This is a genomic window from Nocardia sp. NPDC004340, from assembly GCF_053602575.1.
Genome location: NZ_JBSGDW010000016.1, coordinates 80,181 through 96,062 on the forward strand (window position 1 = coordinate 80,181; position 15,882 = coordinate 96,062).

22 protein-coding genes are annotated in these 15,882 nt (G+C 64.9%); 11 read left to right on the plus strand and 11 right to left on the minus strand.

Annotated elements, in window-relative coordinates:
* Window positions 1-118 precede the first annotated feature (118 nt).
* Window positions 119-706 carry a hypothetical protein gene (locus ACWEOI_RS33890; RefSeq protein ID WP_452362225.1) on the plus strand — a complete coding sequence of 196 codons (588 nt, stop codon included), beginning with the start codon at window positions 119-121 and terminating at the stop codon, window positions 704-706.
* Window positions 707-790: 84 nt separating this feature from the next.
* On the opposite strand, the gene ACWEOI_RS33895 is transcribed toward ACWEOI_RS33890, so the two are convergent.
* Window positions 791-2,098, minus strand: coding sequence for a nitric oxide synthase oxygenase (locus tag ACWEOI_RS33895; RefSeq protein WP_452362226.1), 1,308 nt, complete (start codon window positions 2,096-2,098; stop codon window positions 791-793).
* 175 nt (window positions 2,099-2,273) lie between these two features.
* Here ACWEOI_RS33895 and ACWEOI_RS33900 point away from each other — a divergent pair, with 175 nt between their 5' ends.
* Window positions 2,274-2,570 (plus strand): antibiotic biosynthesis monooxygenase, encoded by a 297-nt coding sequence (locus ACWEOI_RS33900; protein ID WP_433672198.1) that lies wholly within the window; start codon window positions 2,274-2,276, stop codon window positions 2,568-2,570.
* A 26-nt stretch (window positions 2,571-2,596) separates the two neighbouring features.
* Here ACWEOI_RS33900 and ACWEOI_RS33905 read toward each other — a convergent pair whose 3' ends face one another.
* A complete protein-coding gene (locus ACWEOI_RS33905) occupies window positions 2,597-3,007 on the minus strand; it encodes a tRNA-dependent cyclodipeptide synthase (RefSeq protein ID WP_452362227.1) in 411 nt (136 codons plus the stop codon).
* A 55-nt stretch (window positions 3,008-3,062) separates the two neighbouring features.
* On the opposite strand from ACWEOI_RS33905, the gene ACWEOI_RS33910 reads away from it, so the two are divergent.
* Window positions 3,063-3,380, plus strand: coding sequence for a DUF222 domain-containing protein (locus ACWEOI_RS33910; protein WP_452362228.1), 318 nt, complete (start codon window positions 3,063-3,065; stop codon window positions 3,378-3,380).
* Between the two features lie 81 nt (window positions 3,381-3,461).
* Here the strand turns inward: ACWEOI_RS33910 and ACWEOI_RS33915 are convergent, their stop codons facing one another.
* Window positions 3,462-4,118 carry an SDR family oxidoreductase gene (locus ACWEOI_RS33915; protein ID WP_433672195.1) on the minus strand — a complete coding sequence of 219 codons (657 nt, stop codon included), beginning with the start codon at window positions 4,116-4,118 and terminating at the stop codon, window positions 3,462-3,464.
* 79 nt (window positions 4,119-4,197) lie between these two features.
* Between ACWEOI_RS33915 and ACWEOI_RS33920 the strand changes: the two genes are divergently transcribed.
* The 5 genes from ACWEOI_RS33920 to ACWEOI_RS33940 all read left to right on the plus strand — a co-directional run bounded on the left by ACWEOI_RS33920 (window position 4,198) and on the right by ACWEOI_RS33940 (window position 7,707).
* Window positions 4,198-5,100: a LysR family transcriptional regulator gene (locus tag ACWEOI_RS33920; protein WP_452362229.1), complete on the plus strand. Its 903-nt coding sequence runs from the start codon at window positions 4,198-4,200 to the stop codon at window positions 5,098-5,100.
* A gap of 62 nt (window positions 5,101-5,162) precedes the next feature.
* Window positions 5,163-6,068: a class I SAM-dependent methyltransferase gene (locus ACWEOI_RS33925; protein ID WP_452362230.1), complete on the plus strand. Its 906-nt coding sequence runs from the start codon at window positions 5,163-5,165 to the stop codon at window positions 6,066-6,068.
* A 38-nt stretch (window positions 6,069-6,106) separates the two neighbouring features.
* Complete coding sequence (locus ACWEOI_RS33930) at window positions 6,107-6,490, plus strand: hypothetical protein (RefSeq protein WP_433672192.1); 384 nt, start codon at window positions 6,107-6,109, stop codon at window positions 6,488-6,490.
* Between the two features lie 2 nt (window positions 6,491-6,492).
* Entirely contained in the window at window positions 6,493-6,852 is a 360-nt protein-coding gene (locus ACWEOI_RS33935; RefSeq protein ID WP_433672191.1) for a winged helix-turn-helix transcriptional regulator, read from the plus strand.
* Window positions 6,853-6,963: 111 nt separating this feature from the next.
* Window positions 6,964-7,707: a hypothetical protein gene (locus ACWEOI_RS33940; protein ID WP_452362231.1), complete on the plus strand. Its 744-nt coding sequence runs from the start codon at window positions 6,964-6,966 to the stop codon at window positions 7,705-7,707.
* Between the two features lie 96 nt (window positions 7,708-7,803).
* Here the strand turns inward: ACWEOI_RS33940 and ACWEOI_RS33945 are convergent, their stop codons facing one another.
* Window positions 7,804-8,355 (minus strand): S1 RNA-binding domain-containing protein, encoded by a 552-nt coding sequence (locus ACWEOI_RS33945; protein WP_452362232.1) that lies wholly within the window; start codon window positions 8,353-8,355, stop codon window positions 7,804-7,806.
* A gap of 299 nt (window positions 8,356-8,654) precedes the next feature.
* Between ACWEOI_RS33945 and ACWEOI_RS33950 the strand changes: the two genes are divergently transcribed.
* Together ACWEOI_RS33950 and ACWEOI_RS33955 are read left to right on the plus strand one after the other, a co-directional pair.
* Window positions 8,655-9,512, plus strand: coding sequence for an ADP-ribosylglycohydrolase family protein (locus tag ACWEOI_RS33950; RefSeq protein ID WP_452362233.1), 858 nt, complete (start codon window positions 8,655-8,657; stop codon window positions 9,510-9,512).
* Between the two features lie 167 nt (window positions 9,513-9,679).
* Window positions 9,680-10,204 carry a DUF4334 domain-containing protein gene (locus ACWEOI_RS33955; RefSeq protein ID WP_452362234.1) on the plus strand — a complete coding sequence of 175 codons (525 nt, stop codon included), beginning with the start codon at window positions 9,680-9,682 and terminating at the stop codon, window positions 10,202-10,204.
* Between the two features lie 362 nt (window positions 10,205-10,566).
* On the opposite strand, the gene ACWEOI_RS33960 is transcribed toward ACWEOI_RS33955, so the two are convergent.
* From ACWEOI_RS33960 to ACWEOI_RS33970, 3 genes are all read right to left on the minus strand, one after another.
* Window positions 10,567-10,974: a hypothetical protein gene (locus tag ACWEOI_RS33960; RefSeq protein WP_452362235.1), complete on the minus strand. Its 408-nt coding sequence runs from the start codon at window positions 10,972-10,974 to the stop codon at window positions 10,567-10,569.
* 333 nt (window positions 10,975-11,307) lie between these two features.
* The gene (locus ACWEOI_RS33965; protein WP_433672170.1) at window positions 11,308-11,778 is read right to left on the minus strand and encodes a hypothetical protein; all 471 of its coding nucleotides are present in this window, start codon (window positions 11,776-11,778) and stop codon (window positions 11,308-11,310) included.
* Window positions 11,779-11,886: 108 nt separating this feature from the next.
* Window positions 11,887-12,498 carry a hypothetical protein gene (locus tag ACWEOI_RS33970; RefSeq protein WP_452362236.1) on the minus strand — a complete coding sequence of 204 codons (612 nt, stop codon included), beginning with the start codon at window positions 12,496-12,498 and terminating at the stop codon, window positions 11,887-11,889.
* A gap of 129 nt (window positions 12,499-12,627) precedes the next feature.
* On the opposite strand from ACWEOI_RS33970, the gene ACWEOI_RS33975 reads away from it, so the two are divergent.
* Window positions 12,628-13,044 carry a hypothetical protein gene (locus tag ACWEOI_RS33975; RefSeq protein WP_433672168.1) on the plus strand — a complete coding sequence of 139 codons (417 nt, stop codon included), beginning with the start codon at window positions 12,628-12,630 and terminating at the stop codon, window positions 13,042-13,044.
* 325 nt (window positions 13,045-13,369) lie between these two features.
* Here the strand turns inward: ACWEOI_RS33975 and ACWEOI_RS33980 are convergent, their stop codons facing one another.
* The 4 genes from ACWEOI_RS33980 to ACWEOI_RS33995 all read right to left on the minus strand — a co-directional run bounded on the left by ACWEOI_RS33980 (window position 13,370) and on the right by ACWEOI_RS33995 (window position 15,829).
* Entirely contained in the window at window positions 13,370-13,618 is a 249-nt protein-coding gene (locus ACWEOI_RS33980) for a transposase (RefSeq protein ID WP_452362237.1), read from the minus strand.
* Window positions 13,619-13,703: 85 nt separating this feature from the next.
* On the minus strand, window positions 13,704-14,291 hold the full coding sequence (locus ACWEOI_RS33985; RefSeq protein WP_452362238.1) for an IS110 family transposase: 588 nt from the start codon (window positions 14,289-14,291) through the stop codon (window positions 13,704-13,706).
* Between the two features lie 245 nt (window positions 14,292-14,536).
* Window positions 14,537-15,184, minus strand: a complete 648-nt coding sequence (locus tag ACWEOI_RS33990; RefSeq protein WP_452362239.1) for a hypothetical protein — start codon at window positions 15,182-15,184, stop codon at window positions 14,537-14,539.
* A gap of 171 nt (window positions 15,185-15,355) precedes the next feature.
* Complete coding sequence (locus tag ACWEOI_RS33995) at window positions 15,356-15,829, minus strand: hypothetical protein (RefSeq protein WP_452362240.1); 474 nt, start codon at window positions 15,827-15,829, stop codon at window positions 15,356-15,358.
* Window positions 15,830-15,882: the final 53 nt, after the last annotated feature.

The following is a 15,882-nucleotide window of genomic DNA, read 5'->3' on the forward strand; positions in this document are numbered from 1 at the left end:
CGGTGAATCTTCCAGCTCTCACCCGGTCGGACTGTGCACTTTGCTCGGCTCGATCGTTGCGGCAGAACGAGATCGGCTATCGTCCGACTCACCATCAACGGCATACATGCGAGGGAATGTGGCGAGCGAGGCGAGGCGGGCAACTCCGGCCGATACGGAACTGGATCCCGGGTTGTTCGACGGTGAAGCGCAGCAGTCCGCCGCTTGGCTCGCGTGGAGCGACCGGGCTGCGATCGATGGGCGGATCGAGGCATTGTTCGGCGAGACGTTGCCGAGGCTGGAAGCGGTGCGGGGCAGCGATGGTCGCCCGTCGTTGGATGACCGGTTCAGTGCCGGCGCGTTCGACTGGGTCGTTTCGCAGATCGATGCGGCCGTGCTCGACGAGAACGGGCGGTACATAGCCGAAAACAGCTATCTCGCTGATCAATTCATCACCTACGTCGGTGAGTGGATGGTGCGGCGAGTCGAGGGCGTTTGGTTCAACTCGCCGGGCAACGGGGTGCCGATCTTCGATGGGTTCGGCCCGGCGATCGGCTTCCGATGGTCCCAGGAATCCGCAAACGATCTGCTCGTGTCGCTGTTCATGATGGCTGTCGAAGCAGACGACGCGCCCTACGCGTACTTCGTGGACCTTTTGTACGGGCGCGCGCTGGAGTTCGCGGACGAGCGGGACCAGCCGGATCTGAAAGCGGAGCTATTCGCCTAGCGGTGCGCAGACCTTGAATGAAGTGCGGCCGGCGAGCGCGCGATGAGCGCAGACCCCGCTTCGCGAACGAGGTCTGCGCCGGCTTCAGTGCCGCAATGACACCAGCTTCCGCACCCACGAACGCTTCGGATCCTCATCCGGTTCCTCGGTCGTAGCTGCCGATTCGGCCGAGGTGAAGGGGCACCGCGACCCCGCAGCCGAGGCATCCGCCTCCAGCGGCACTCGCCGTACGAAGGCCGGCCGCAGCCGGGAGTCCGGCGGGTCGTAGTACCGGTGGAAGGTCGGGGTCAGACTCGCCGACAGCGGCGGGTTGATCCAGCTCCAGTCGGCCGGGCATGCCCGGCCCGCGTCCGCTTCGCGCTCGACGTGGTCGATGAACTGCTTGGCGACCGTGTGGTGGTCGACCAGATGGACGCGAGACTGCTTGTAACTGTGCAGGATTGCGCGACTGAGCTCGATCAGCGCGCGGTCGCGCCACAGGGTCCGCTCGTTCGAGCAGTCCATTCCCGCGTGCTCGGCGATCTTCGGGAGCAGGTCGTAGCGGTCGGAATCGCCGAGATTGCGGCCGATCTCCGAGGAGACGTACCAGCCGTTGAACGGCGCACACGGATAGCTGATGCCGCCGATCTCCAGGTCCATGTTCGACACCGCGGGCACCGCATGCCACTTCAAGCCGAGGTCGCCGAACCAGGCGTGGTCGGGATGAGTCAGCGGAACCTCGAGGATGAGATCCGCGGGCACCGGGAACAGGTGCACTTGCCCATCGGGCGACTGGATCAGCAGCGGGAGCACATCGAATCGGCCCTGGCGGCGAGGCCGCCATCCTCTGGCCATCGCGAGATCGGTGAGTTCGACATTCGCGGGATCACCGAGCAGTCCGCCGGGAACTCGATAACCCGCGTATCGAATGAGCTGGGAGTTGAGAATTCGGAATGCCCGCCCCTCGGGATCGGCGGGCGGCCCGACGGTGATGAAGCAGCGGACCGCGCCGCCATTGGTGGCGCGGCGCAGATGCTGCCAGCAGGCCTGCGCGATATCGGCCGCGGTGCGCGCGCCGCGCGCATCGAGGACTTCCAGTGCGCGCCAGTGCTTTCGACCGACGCAGCGATCGTGGTTGCGCCAAGCCAGCCGGGCGCCGACGCGGAGTTCGTCCACGGTGTGCCCGTACGTGCCGGTACTCCGGAACTCGCGCAGTGCGGTCTTCACCCGGTCGGAGGGCAGGTGCGCCAGTTCGGGGTGGGCGAAGAACTCCGCGCACTCGCGCAGGCGCTCACCATCCGCGCCGGTCGCGGAGGGTGAGTCGGCGTGACCGACTGTCGCGTCCTCGGGCTGTCGGCCGGTCGCGGGTGTTCTGCTCCGCCGTGATCCAGATACTGCGGTGGAGATCGTCATGAAGTTGTCGCCTTCGCGCTCGATTCAATCTCGCCTGATATCCAGCCTCGGCCCCTTCCTGACTTCCTTTCCCGCCGCTGAATATCGCACACTTCGCCGAGGGTGCGGGCGGGTTGCTCACGAATCCAACAGCTCCCCGGGAAGAGATTTCGATCGTGATGGGTTGACCAGGCCCATGACTCTCACCGCAATCTCCACGCTGCAAGCTCGCGCCGGTAAGGAAGAGCTGGTGCGCGCGCAGGCGCTGTCGCTGATCGAGCCGTCGCTGGCAGAACCCGGGTGCGTGAGTTACCAGCCCTATCAGCACCCGACTCGGTCCGGGAGCTGGGTCGTCATCGAAACCTGGGACAGCCGTGCGGCTTTCGAGGCGCATCTGAACAGCCCGCATCTGCAGGAGGCGTTCGCGGCGGGGGCCGAGCTGTTGGCCGGACCGCCCCAGGAACAGGTCTTCGAGGTTCCCGGCTCGATCTGATCGGCTTGCCGTCGGAGCGGGGCTGATCAGGGTTCGTTCAGTATCAAGAAGCCCTGGTTGGGCCGGACCTTGATGGGGAATTCGCTGTGGTTGATGCGGTTCCACAGGACCCAGGGGCGGTGGTAGACGATCGCGGACTCCTCGTGGCCGAGGATGTCGGCGGCGCCCAGGAAATACGGCAGCTCGTCGATCAGGTAGGGGACGGCTGTCACCGATTGGGTGTCGTCGACCCGCGCTTCGTCGCCCAGGGCACGCAGGCGGCTGGTGACCGCGTGTCGGCTCATGTCCACGCACGCGCGCCGGAAGGCGTGGTCGTGGTCGTAGGCGCGGGTCACCTCCTCGTGCAACTGGAGGTATTGCAGGTCGTCCGCGAAGTCGGCGAAGTCGTGAATGCCGACCTTTGCGCCCGCTGTCAGGCGAGCGTCTGAGCACGACATACCTTGCCCAGCCAAAACTAGAACACATGTTCGAATGTGCGGTATTCTCGGTCGGGTGAAGACACCTTCGACTGCACTGGCCCAGCGCGCTCCGGCACGGGGATGGTCGGAACTGGCTGATGTCGATTTGCTGCGCACCCTCGTCGAGACCGAACGGCACCGGCGGCGGCTGGGCGCGGCCATGGTCGCGGCTGTCGCCGAGGCTGAAAGGCGGGGTCTCGCCGCCGATACCGGGTACCGCGATACCGCGGAGCTATTGAGTGATCTGTTGCGGATCAGTGCGTCCGAGGCACGGCGGCGGATCGAATACGCCGCGCCGCAGGTTCGCTCACGTTCCAGAAAGGCGTGGAGGGCGTTGACTGCGGCGAGCTGAGGTCGGCATCGCCGCCCTGGCCGAGGAGTTGTCGGCGTGGTCCGCGACGCCGCCCACCGCGTCGCGGACCGACCGGAGGCGTCACGCCAGACGGCCACCGCCGTCGACATGCAGGGTTGTCCCGGTGATGAACGGGTTGGTGAGTGCGAGCAGGGCCGCGGCGGAGATGTCTTCCGGGGTGCCGACCCGGCGAGCGGGGTTGCGTTCGGCGATGGCGGTGAGGAACGAGTCCTTTCCGGGTCCGTCCCAGATGCCCGAGTCGACAATGCCGGGGGCCAGCGCGTTGACGCGTAGCGGCGCGAGTTCGACCGCGAGGGCTGCGGCGGCCGCGGCGGCGGCTGCGTTGGTCGCGGCCATCACCACCCGTCCGGGCGCGGGCCGCCACGCCGCGCCACCGGAGAACAGCAGGATCGCGCCGTCGGGCCGGAAGTTCGGAGCGAGGTGTTTGGCGAGCAGGATCGGACCGATCACCTTGGCGTCGAAGGCGCGGTGGACGGCGTCGCGGTCCAGCTCGGTCACCGGGCCGTTGGCGTGGTCGGCGGCGAGTGACACCAGATAGTCCAGTTCGCCGACGCGCTCGGCGAGGGCGCGGATCGTCGCTTCGTCGGTGAGGTCGAGTTCCGGACGGCCGACCGAAATAACCTGTGCGCCTTGCGCTGTCGCATCCGAGGCGATGCGCCGGCCGATTCCCGATCCGGCGCCGACCACAACCATTTTCTTGTTCTGCAGTGTTGTCATGCTTGCTTCAGCACCGTGCCGCGGACGGATCATCCCTTCGCGATCTGAATGTATTCGATGCTTGCCATAGAATTTGCGAATGCCTACTTTGAGGGCGGTGGAATGCCTGGTCGCGGTCCTGGATGCGGGGTCGATCACCGAAGCCGCGGCAGCACTGCACATGTCACAACCGGCGCTGTCGCATCAGCTGGCGGCGCTGGAACGCGAGATCGGGGCGCCGCTGCTGGAACGCCTGCCGCGCGGGGTGCGACCGACCACTGTCGGCCGGGCGGTGGAGGCCGACGCGCGTGAGGCTCTAGCCGCCGCCAACCGCATGGTCGGTGCCGGGCGCGCCGCGGCGCGCGGCGAAGTCGGACGGATACGCCTGGCCTGCGCGGAGAGTCTGACCGTGAGCCTGCTCGCCCCGGTGCTGCGCGCCTGGCGGCGACGCGCGCCGGATATCGAGGTGCTGGTCGCCGAAGCCACCAGTGCCGACGCGCTCGCCCAGTCCATCGAATCCGGTCGAGCCGACCTCGCGGTCGGTCCGCAGCCGACGCGCTGGACGGGGGCGTCCGCGCTCATCGGCCTCGAGGAGATCGTGGCTGTTCTTCCCACCGATCATCCACTGTCCCAACATGATCGGCTCAGCTTCGACGACCTGCGTGACCAGCCGATCGTGCACTACCACCGCGACAACGGCCTGTCCGGCTGGCTCGACACCGAAGCCGCCCGCCACGGCGTCACCCTCACCCCGATCATGCGCACCCGCCAGGCCGCCACCGCCGCCCAGCTCGCCGCGGCCGGACTCGGCATCGCCTTGGTCCCCACCACCGCCCTCGCCACGGCCGTACCCGCAGACCTGAAACACCTCGATCCCCGCCTGACCCGAGAGCTGGTGTGTCTCCTCGGAGCGCCCAGCGACCCGCTGGTCCGCCGGTTCGCGTCCGACCTCACCGCCCGCGGTGTACCCGTGCATCCACCGATCAGAGTGAAACTCAGCTGACCACGGATCGCCGCCGGTCCGGTCCGAACACCGATTGGGGTATAGCCGGTAGTTTCTCGGGTATGGAGAACGAGGGACCCAGCCGGACGGCGCTCGTGACTGCTTACGCCCGTGCCTATCATCAAATTGCTGACCGGCCAAGGATTCTCACCGATCCGCTGGCGGCACGCCTGCTGGGTGTCAGCGCGGATGAGCTCGCCGAACTCGGACAGCCCTCAGAGGATCGTCCCGGGGCTGATGCGGGGGGCGGAATTCTGCGTCTGGGTGTCAGTGATCGTCCACGCCGCTTGTTCTTCGCTGCCCGTTCCCGTTTCGCCGAGGATCGTGTGGCCGAGGCCGTCGCTGCCGGGGTGCGCCAGGTCGTGATTCTCGGCGCGGGCCTGGACACCTTCGCCTACCGCAACCCGCACCCGAGCCTGCGTGTATTCGAGGTCGACCATCCCGCCACCCAAGCGTGGAAACGCCAACGCCTCACCGAATCCGGCATCGACCCGCCCGACCGATTGACTTTCGTGCCGGTCGATTTCGAAACCGACTCCCTGGCAACGCGATTGGAGGCGGCCGGATTCGTCCGGACAGACCCGGCCGTGTTCGTGTGGCTCGGTGTCGTCTTCTATCTGACACCCGACGCCGCCCGCACCACCCTCGAATACATTGCCGGCCAATCGGAGCCGGTCGAGGTGATCTTCGACTACCTGCAGGCCGCGGACACCGAGGAGGACCGCGCGAAGCTGCGGGCCCGCGAACACCGAGCAGCAGCCGTCGGCGAACCCTGGCTCAGCTATTTCACTCCCGACGACCTCGCCGCCCAGTTGCGCGCACTCGGCTTCACCGACGTCGAAGACCATTCCGCCGCGGACCTCATCGCTGGATACCTGGATGAATCCGCGGAATTCGAGGGCGAACCACCCCAGGCCCTGCGCCCGGTCCACCTACTGCGGGCAAGCCGATCCCGCACCCCTGCCTGATCTGGCCAATCGGCGCCGGGTGCCTCTAAAATAGAGGCATGACCGAGAGTCTCATCCTGCCGGTGTGGCAATCGAAAGACCCCACGCGGCTGCCGGACCTGCTCGCCGAGGAGGCGACGTTCTCGAGTCCGGTCGCCGACTACCACGGCCGCGCCCGTGCAGCGCACCTGCTGGCCACGATCGCAACGGTGCTCGACTCGGTGCACCAGACCCGGCAGTGGACCGACGGCCGAGAAAAGATGTTCGCCTTCACGGCCCGATTCGCCGACCAGGAACTTCAGGGAGTGCTGCGGGAAGAGCTCGCCGAGGACGGCCGCCTGACCCACGTGACACTGTTCCTGCGCCCATACCGGGCACTGCGCGCGGCCATCGCGGAAATGGCACGGCAACTGGAGAATTCACCCGCGCCGCAGGAGATCTGATCGTGCCGACCGGAACACCGCGCCCCGGAATCCCGGTGCGCGGATCGACCACCGGCCGCCCGATCATGGCCCTGTTCGACCTGATCGGGCGGCGCTGGGTACTGCGCGTGCTCTGGGAACTCGACCAGGCCCCAACCCCTCTCACCTTCCGCGAACTACGGACCGCCTGCGGCGACCTCTCCTCGAGCGTGCTGACCCGCCGACTGGCCGAACTCGTCGAGGCGCGCCTCATCGAACATGCGGACGGATACCGGCTGACCAGCGCCGGGCGTGCACTCGTCGAGCGGCTCGCACCGCTGACGCAGTGGGCGGACGAGTGGCAGACGACGATGGCCGAGTCAGCACCCCAAGCTGGGCGGTAGCCTGGCGACCCCGAACGTACGCTCCTGCCGATTATCGAGTGGTGGACGCTGATCTGCTCTGGGATCATCGGGTCGACGTTCGACACCAGTGCCGGTGGGAGGAAATCGCGGATGACCACGACGCGGCGGTTCTGGATCGAATTCGACACGCACGAGTCCATCAACGCCTGGCTCTGGAAGGGTGTCGGCGTGACCGGCTTCGACGTGCGGGATTGCTTGTCGATGGTCGCCGATCTGTTCCCAGATGGACTGTTGCCACCCGTGCACCGAATTACCGTCGACGTCTCGCTGGCAGAGCCACTACCGGTGAATCGCCGCCATTTCGGCGTCTCGGTGTGGCGCGGCGTCTGGTATCCACCCGTGAACCTCGGAATCGGGCCGACCCACGACATCGACCGACGGGGAGCACCCTACGAGTACCCGACGCCTGTCACCGCGTCACGCGGCCGAGTGCGCGCTAACGCGAACCTGCGATTGAAAACCACATGGTGGGGCGAAATCCCGCATATCGATGGACTGCTGTGGCCACTGAGGGACATGCACCGCGCCGAGCGCGGCGGCCCTGGAATGCGGCTTTACGCCCCGGTGCTACGCGACGCCTGCGCGACGGATCCGACCTACGGTGCCCTGGTGCGCGAAGCCCTCGACTTCATGATCGAGTGGCGCCCGACACCGGACGAATGGTTCGATCCGACCGAAATCAAGTTCACCGATCAGAGCGAACTCGACGAGTACCTGCAAGCCTTCCGCGACTACCTGTTCGGAACCCGCCGAAACCCGCTCCCCCCTCCCGGCGGCGAACTGCTCGCACCCGACGAGCAACTAGAACTTCCCACGAGCGAACAAAACCTCTGAGGCCCAGCCCATCCCGTGATCGCAGCTGGGCGCGGCCCAACCAAGGCAGCACGGGACCCGGCTCGAGACATCCGGTCATGCCGCATACCGCGCTGGTCAGAGCTGACTTGTGGTTGATCGGGAGAGGAACAGCTGGCGTTTTTCCCGGTCGATGTGGGTGACAACGACCGTGACATCGTCCCCGATCTGGACGACATCGTCGGGCGTCAGGCCGAGATCTCGGCGATGAATCAGCCCCTCGATCCCATCGGCCACTTGGACAAAGACTCCGAACGGCACCAGCTTGGTGACGTGCCCGTGCAGTTCTTTGCCGACGATTGCGCACTCGACAAAGGCATAGAAGGGATCGGGCTGCGTTGCTCGCAGAGACAGCCTGGCCTCGGCATTCCAAGTGTCGAACTGCAGGAATTCACCCGAAACGTGTTGTCCGACGTGAACGACATCGGAAGCCGCTTCGAAACGCCTCCAGGACAATTCTGGAAGCGTAATGAACCCAACGCCCGGGTAAATCGGATGCGGGGGTCCATCGTCCAACGACACGAACACGCCGAATGATTCAATCGCTGTGACGGTTCCGGACAGGATCTCGCCGCGCCGCAATGACACCAGGAACGCCCAGAGTTCGGGGCTCTCGGCCTGCCAGTCCATCTGCCCAGCCTTTCATGACGCGCTGAGCCCGCCCAACTACCCCGCGGAACGTCGCGCCAGGGCAACCGAGTAGCACCGGAACGCACCCTCATACCGCATACCGCGCTGACCGAACAGGCCAGCGCGGGCGTCGGCGGCCGGAACCTGGTGCGGTGCAGAACGTCCGCTACTGCCGAATCGAGCATGCGCTGGCAGGCGATGGGTTGTCGGCCATTGCAGATGCCGATCATGGTTGGCAGTATTGCCCGGGTATGCCACATCTATCCGATATCGCTCGTGACAGCCTCGACGGTCTGTCCGTGGGGGACGCACTGGGCGCCCAGTTCTTCGTGCCCGGCAGTTCGATTCCCGACCTTCTCGCCGGACGGCCACCCGTTGGACCGTGGCCCTGGACCGACGACACCGAGATGGCTTGCTCGGTGCACACCGAGATCCGCACCCGGGGCGGCATCGATCGCGACGCGCTCGCGACCGCGTTCGCCGACCGCTGCGAGCCCTACCGTGGTTACGGCGCCGGCACAGTCGTTGTGCTGCATGAGATCCGTGACGGGCGTCCCTGGGACGAAGCGGCCGCGGCCGCATTCGACGGACGTGGTTCCTGGGGCAACGGCGCGGCCATGCGCGTCGCCCCACTCGGAGCCCATTTCGCCGGCAACCCGGACCAGGCCGCCACTCAAGCGGCCTTCTCGGCCGAGATCACTCACCGCCATCCCGAGGCGATCCTCGGCGCCATGGCCGTGGCCGTCGCGGCCAGCCACGCCGCCGCCACTCGCGAAACAGGCTGCACACCAGCGGAACTGCTCGCCGCGGTCGACCCGTACCTGATCGACGGACACACCACCGCGGGTATTCGCCGCGCCCGGGAGCTGCTGGGCCGCACGGTCGCCGAGGCCGCCTACGAGCTCGGGAACGGTGCCCGCGTCAGCGCCCAGGACACCGTTCCTTTCACCCTCTGGGTTGCGGCCACCTACCTGCACGACTACCCCGCCGCCATCACCGCCTGCATCCAAGCGGGCGGTGACGCGGACACCACCGCCGCCATCGCCGGCGGCATCGTGGCCGCGCATACCGGCATCGGAGACCGGGCCGACGTCAGAGGCGTACCGCACGAATGGCTTTCCGCCAGAGAGCCTCTCCCGCCGTGGGCGATCCTCTGAACAGATTCCACCGCTTCGTGGCGATCAAATGATCCACCGGACGGGAACGCACTCATCTGCCGCTGGTCGCGCCGATTGAACCGGCGTCAACGACAACGTCGCATGCCCGACTTCGCTTCGGCCATGAGTTTGCCAGTAGATTGCTCCAGCACGCGGCGGTATCGTGAATGCGAGCCTCCGCCGTTGGATTGGAGAGCACCGTGAGCGACGATCCGGCCCGCGAGAAATTCTCCGAGCTCAAGAAACGCGCCGGCCAGCGTCTGGTGACCGGACCACAGCGTTTCCTCATCCCCGACGCCGACCTCGACGAGTTCTGGGCCACGCTGGAGCCCGCGACCATCGACTTCATGATCGGCGAATGGGAGGGTGGCGAGTTCGACACCAGCCATCGCGAAAACGGAACGCTGGCCCAGATCAACTGGTTCGGCAAGACCTTCCATTCGGCCACCGACGTGCAGCCTCTGATCTGCCTGGACGCCGACGGCAACAAGTATTCGAACACCGAGAACGGCGAAGGCAGCCTCTGGATGGAGGAGTTCCGCGGCGAGGTCACCGCGACGATGGTGTTCGACGGGCAGCCCGTTCACGACCATTTCAAGAAGATCGACGACGACGCCGTGATGGGCATCATGGACGGCAAGAACGCCCTCGACGGCGGCCGATACGCATATTTCTATCTCGAGCGGGTCTAGATGTGCCATCTCCTGAGGTTGGTGGCACCGACCTGACCGGCAGTTCGTCAGCGTCATGTGGTTCGACGGGGTCCGGCCGACGACGTGGACCAGGACCATGACCATCGAGCTTCATCTGTTCGTACGCCGACTGACGAAGCGTGTTCCCATCGCCGCCATTCATGAGCCGCAACTCGTTCTGGACTTGCGTGCGAGTGCTAGGCGGCACCGGAAGCACTCAGCCGCAATAGCGGGAACACGAGCCTGATGGCATATTCAGGCCATACGCTCATGCCGCTTACCCCCGACGGAACCGGCCAGTGCCTGTGAGGGCCGGAACCTGGTGCGGTACAGAACGTCCTCAACTGCCGAATTGAGTGCACCTAGGGATTCGGCGGTAGGAAGCGATTCATGTCTTGGTCTGCCCCTATCCACCCGTCGTCGTCCACGGTGATCGGGACGAGTTTGCCCGCCGACGTCACCAACCACGCCACCACCAACTCGGGCGCTGAGTCTGGGTCCTGAGGCCCGTGTCCCCGCTGACAGGCGTGCCACCCGCCCCCTGGGAACGCGGTGACCACTTGGCTGGCCTTTTCCAGGTGCGAGAAGTCGGAATAGTCCGTAACCGGCCGTCGCACACCTGTTTCCGGGTCGACCACCAGCGCGGTTCCGGTGACTGAATCCCATCCGTCGACTGTCCGCTGGCGAGCCATCCGGGTGTCGGTTCCGGTGAAGAAGGCCATCCAGCCGGTGGGGGTGTATTCGCTAGAAAACTGGACGCCCAGGATCATGCCTGGCAAAGACCGCACCCCGTCCAGTTTCCCAGCCCTGGCACGCACTCATCGGCGCATCCCGCGCGCTTCACGGCAGCCAGCGCGACCCGACTGAAGATCAACGGCCCCTGAGCATTCTCAGGGCCATTCTGTGTCCGCACCGAATTGAGTGCGTTGAGCACAGCGAATCTGGTTCAGTTGGTGTCGGTCGAGTAGGGGCGATCGGCCATGATCGAGATACGACATCCGGCGGTGTCGACGTTCACGTCCGAGGCGATCGCGGTGAATCCTGCAGTGCTGCCGATGAGGTCATGCAGATCGAGATCGGCAGGCGGTAGTCACCGGCGACACTCACTCGTGGGCGTCGGTGCCCTCATCTGAATGCCATCGGAACCACATACCGGTATCAGCGGCTCGAAAGCCGTCGCCGTTGTCGAATCTGCGTTCGGCCAGAAGCTTTCGCTTCTTCTCTGGAACTTGACGGTGCGGAGCGACCAGATTGGCCAATTCGTCGTAGCGGGTGTTGATGCCACCGAGACCCGGATGGCTGTCGTCCCCCGCCTTGCCAGCCTCGCGGCGCAGTTCCCAGGCGATGTAGATTGCCCACGACTCACGCTCCCAGGCCACCGCTTCTTCGCTAGCGGGCCAGACGTAGTACTCGTACATGTCGTCAGCGTGGTCGAAGGCCCAGCCGTTGTAATAGTGTGGCTGACCGCCGACATCGGCTAACCCGGCTCGCGGCCAGTCATACCGTTCTGATTCGGTGTACACACGCTCGAAGCCGTCCGCGATCAGGTCTGCCTCGTCCCATTCTCTACGCACGCACGAATGCTAAACCGGATCGAAACCTTCACCCGCCGAGGACATCATCCACTCTTGCCGTTTCCCGCACTGACGAGACCGGCCAGTATCGACCCTCCGCGTCGAGATCTACCGTGGCTCTGGAACATTCGCGACATTCAAGCGTTCCACGCGCCGCCGATAGCTCGGGACAGCGGCTCGGACATACAGGCTTCGAAGCAGCGGAGGGCGCGGTCCGCCGCGTTCCCGGGCCAAGAGCATCTCCATGACCGGCCGACCCATCACCTCGGTCACCAGATGATCCGTCCGATAGATCATTCGCCGAGTCCACGACACGACCACCGCCAGGAGGGCGAACATCGACAGCACCATCACCACGGCGGACCCCAGCGCCGCTGACGAGCCCACCGCAGTGAAAAAAATCGTCAGTGGCACAGCCACCCCGAGCACGAATCCAACGATTTGCGAGATTCGTTTCCATCCAGCGCTATCGCGGTTGGCCGGTGCACCCGCATAGCCACCGGAAGCCGCGACCATATAGGCAAGCGCACCCTCCTGTTCGACCGCTGATAGCCCTTCGAACGCATTGCCGACCACGACCACGACATGCCGGTTCTTTCGGCGCAGGCGCAAACCACTCAGGCACCACTCCGGCAAGTTGCCCGACTCGACGTCCGGCGCCGGCACCCCGAGCCGCGCGGCGAGTGCTTCGCTGCGGCGACCGACTTCATCCAGATCCACCCGCACATGATCCGCCATGAGAGCACAAACCGCTTGGTACCAGCCACGGAGCCGGATCCGACGACGGCTTGTCTGCTGGAGGTCGTGGTACGGCTGGCCGGTCACGTGCCGCCGTGGTGAAGTGTCCGCATGCTGGAAGAAGGCGAGCCTGGTTCCTACGGGCCCACACATCGGTTAATGGTGAACGGGCGCGAAATCACGGATGTGAACGAACTCAGCGAACGTGAGTACCTCCAACTTTTCGCTAAACGACCCGGCATGTACATCGGCTACGAATCCGTACGCGGTGTAGTGAGCTTCCTCAACGGATTCGACTACGCTGCCCGCCACCACGGCGGACAAGGCCTGGACGGCTTCCGCGAGTGGCTACTCACCAACCATGTGCGCCGCAAGAGCAGCCTTGCCTGGTGGGCCCTCATCGAGAATATTGCGCTGCCGGACAAAGAATTTGGCATCAAGCGAACCCCGGAACAGGAAGCGCACGTCCTGGCCGTTCTATTCGACCTGCTCGATACCTTCCTCGCCGAGCGCGAAACGGTTGCGTAAGCCGTCCGGTTCTGCCGCTTACGGGGCGGCTCGGACAGGCCGAGTCGGGGGCCGGCCGAACGCACCCTCATGGCTCCCCTTTATGTCAAGACGCTGCTGCGGGTGCGGGGTTAGCCTTGTTGGTGGCAGGTCCGGGATGTGGCTTTTCCGAAGGATGGGTGTGCGGGGTGAGGCCGGTCGCGCTGGATTGCAGAGTCGTTCCCGAGTGCCCTCCCGGGCTTGCCTTTTCGTGTTGTCGCTGGTCGGCGAGCATGCGGGTGTAGACGACGTTGGAAAGTCGGCGTTTGAGTGAGCGCATGGATTCCATCGAGGTCATGCCTGCGGTTTAGCGGGTGTCGAAGTAGAGGCGGCCTCGGGTCGGATTGCGTAGCTGGACCACTGCCATGATGTGCAGGACACGGTTGATGCGCCGGTTCCCGGCGCGGGAGAGTCGATGCCGCTGCTGCTCGCCGGAGGACGCGTCCAGGGGTGCGGTGCCGTTCCAGGAGGCGAACCTGTCCCGGTTGGCGAAGCGGTGAATATCGCCGGTATCGGCGAGAAGCCTTGCGGCGCTGGATGGTCCGATGCCGACCAAGTCCATCAATGTCGAGCCGCGGTCGATGATGAGTTGGCGCAGCTCTTTGTCGGCGGCTTTGATCTTTCGGTCGATGGTGTCGAGATCAGCGATCAGCTCGACGGTCAGCCGGTGTCGGGCTTTGCCGAGCGGATCGCGTGGTTTGATCGTCGTGATCAGCGCGCGCCTTCGTGGCGGACAAGAATCTTTCGGCCCCTCCAGGGAAAAGTTCGAGCAGGAACCGGTGCAGGCGGTTGATGGTTTCGGTGCGGGCGCGTCCGAGTTCGTCGCGGCGATCAGCGAGCATGCTCAGAAGGAGCAGGCCTGTTTCGGGTTCGACCCGACGCAGGTTCGGTGAGTGCAGTGCTGTGATCGCGACCGAGTGGGCGTCGACGGGGTCGGTTTTGCGGCCGTTGCCGGTGGCGAACACTCGTATCTGGGCGGAGAGTTTCGCTGGCACGTCGAGTACGGTTTCCCCGTCGTGGACCAGACGATGGGCGATATGGCGGCCGATACCGTTGCAGCCTTCCGCCGCCCACACCCTGTTTCCGAATTTCCTACCAGCCGTGAGAATTTCGGCGTATCCGGCTTTGTCGGTGCCGTATCTTCCGACAGCTCGGATCTTGCCGGTGTGGTCGATGACTTCGATGGTGGCTGAGCGCTTGTGTGGATCCATGCCGATGATGACTGCCATCGGTGTCCTCCCTGGTCTACGGGGTTATCGGCGAGGGAGGGCAACGCTACTTCGAGCTCGGGCAGACCCCTTTCCAGCCACTCCTCGCGCGGTGCCCGGCGAGAGGCAAGCCATGAGAGAGCCACACCAATGACGCGGGCGGGCAGCCGATTAGGGAGCTTCTCACCGGGCACCTGGACTTGATCCTGGCCGAGATCAAGTCCTGACACCAGTCTTAAGTAGCCGATGAGCGGCCAGTGCGGTCACTACGTACCAATATTGCGCTGCAACCGGCAGATTGGACCTCCAGCTCCGGTATCGAATTGCTCGGCCCGGACGGATGCCAACGCGGCTACCTTCACGTGCAGATCCGGTGATTCCGACGTGACGCCTAGATCCTCCCTGAGGACTTGACGGAGCAACCACACCGCTTCTAGGACAGGGCCATCCAACCATCGATGCAACTTGTCCAGGCGCTCGGCTTCTGTTCGATCAACCGTGTTGTGTATGACCCGATATGTATTGGCCAAACACCTGTCAAGCTCGGCGGAAACCTCAAGCACCCGGTCCGGGATGACCATTTGCGCTTGGGCATAGATCTCGCGGTAGCTTTCGCGGGCGGCTTCGAGCCCGTCACGATCAGGTTGCCCACCGCGCTCCAGCTCTATCACACAGTGGTGCAGGTACATTCGATAATTCCGGGCCGCGGTGTTGAAGGCTGAGTACGCAGATTGCTTCTGCTCGTGCTGCTGCTCCATCCTTGACTGAAGCCGTTGTTCAGCGTGCTGATCTCGTTGAATCTCAGCATCAAGGCGTTTGCCACGAAACCCCGCCCACTGCGCGGCCACTGTCGCACCCAGCGTCCCAACAACTCCAACGCCTGCTACTGCCAAACCAATCAGCTCCGCTCCCACAGACTGATTATCAGTCATCACAGCTTCCAGTTGGTGACACACGTACGACTGGGAGCATCCGCTCATGCCGCATGGCGCGCTGACCGAACCGCCTGAGCGTGGTCTTATCAGAACGGCGGGCTCGACACACAGGACAGGGGAACACGTGGCGATGGCGACTTCAGCGCGAAGTTAATCGGAATCGGCAGAGGGCTGCGCCAGCTGACGGGTTGCGCTGATCAGAGCCTCGAGTTCATTCCGGGGGAAGGGACGACCCCATTGGTCCAGGTATCCCTGAAAACCGTAGTGTCGCAGGACGTCGCGGAAGCAGATGCACACCGAGGCGGCGAGCGCCCAGACGGTTTGACAGCTGCGCCAGCGTTGGATTCCTGACGAGTCGGGCAGATCGTAGTTGTCCACTTCGAGCAGCCGGATGTCGATCTCATTGCCCTGGCGACGAAACAGCCACCGGTAGACGGTCGGCTCGGCCTCGAACTCGGCGCGGGCCTCGGGAACGCCACGCACGATGTCGGTGACTGCTCGCAGGAGGTATTGCGGCGCACCAGTGACGTAGGAGGCGACCGCGGTTGCCTCGATGTTCTCGTCGGACACGCGAACATTCGCCCATCCGAAGTCTTCCAGCTGCCAGTGGATGGACATGCTCATCGTCGGTGCCTCCTAGTTCGAAGATCGGAGACACGCTCCACGAACGCACGATA

What these genes read in the sequence shown, in the direction of transcription:
- ACWEOI_RS33895 (WP_452362226.1), bottom strand. Translation starts at nt 2,098, where the DNA reads ATGACGATCTCCACCGCAGTATCTGGATCACGGCGGAGCAGAACACCC.
- ACWEOI_RS33940 (WP_452362231.1), top strand. Translation starts at nt 6,964, where the DNA reads ATGACCACGACGCGGCGGTTCTGGATCGAATTCGACACGCACGAGTCC.
- ACWEOI_RS33960 (WP_452362235.1), bottom strand. Translation starts at nt 10,974, where the DNA reads ATGATCCTGGGCGTCCAGTTTTCTAGCGAATACACCCCCACCGGCTGG.
- ACWEOI_RS33945 (WP_452362232.1), bottom strand. Translation starts at nt 8,355, where the DNA reads ATGGACTGGCAGGCCGAGAGCCCCGAACTCTGGGCGTTCCTGGTGTCA.
- ACWEOI_RS33975 (WP_433672168.1), top strand. Translation starts at nt 12,628, where the DNA reads ATGCTGGAAGAAGGCGAGCCTGGTTCCTACGGGCCCACACATCGGTTA.
- ACWEOI_RS33995 (WP_452362240.1), bottom strand. Translation starts at nt 15,829, where the DNA reads ATGAGCATGTCCATCCACTGGCAGCTGGAAGACTTCGGATGGGCGAAT.
- ACWEOI_RS33900 (WP_433672198.1), top strand. Translation starts at nt 2,274, where the DNA reads ATGACTCTCACCGCAATCTCCACGCTGCAAGCTCGCGCCGGTAAGGAA.
- ACWEOI_RS33925 (WP_452362230.1), top strand. Translation starts at nt 5,163, where the DNA reads ATGGAGAACGAGGGACCCAGCCGGACGGCGCTCGTGACTGCTTACGCC.
- ACWEOI_RS33955 (WP_452362234.1), top strand. Translation starts at nt 9,680, where the DNA reads ATGCGAGCCTCCGCCGTTGGATTGGAGAGCACCGTGAGCGACGATCCG.
- ACWEOI_RS33920 (WP_452362229.1), top strand. Translation starts at nt 4,198, where the DNA reads ATGCCTACTTTGAGGGCGGTGGAATGCCTGGTCGCGGTCCTGGATGCG.
- ACWEOI_RS33930 (WP_433672192.1), top strand. Translation starts at nt 6,107, where the DNA reads ATGACCGAGAGTCTCATCCTGCCGGTGTGGCAATCGAAAGACCCCACG.
- ACWEOI_RS33905 (WP_452362227.1), bottom strand. Translation starts at nt 3,007, where the DNA reads ATGTCGTGCTCAGACGCTCGCCTGACAGCGGGCGCAAAGGTCGGCATT.
- ACWEOI_RS33915 (WP_433672195.1), bottom strand. Translation starts at nt 4,118, where the DNA reads ATGACAACACTGCAGAACAAGAAAATGGTTGTGGTCGGCGCCGGATCG.
- ACWEOI_RS33985 (WP_452362238.1), bottom strand. Translation starts at nt 14,291, where the DNA reads ATGGCAGTCATCATCGGCATGGATCCACACAAGCGCTCAGCCACCATC.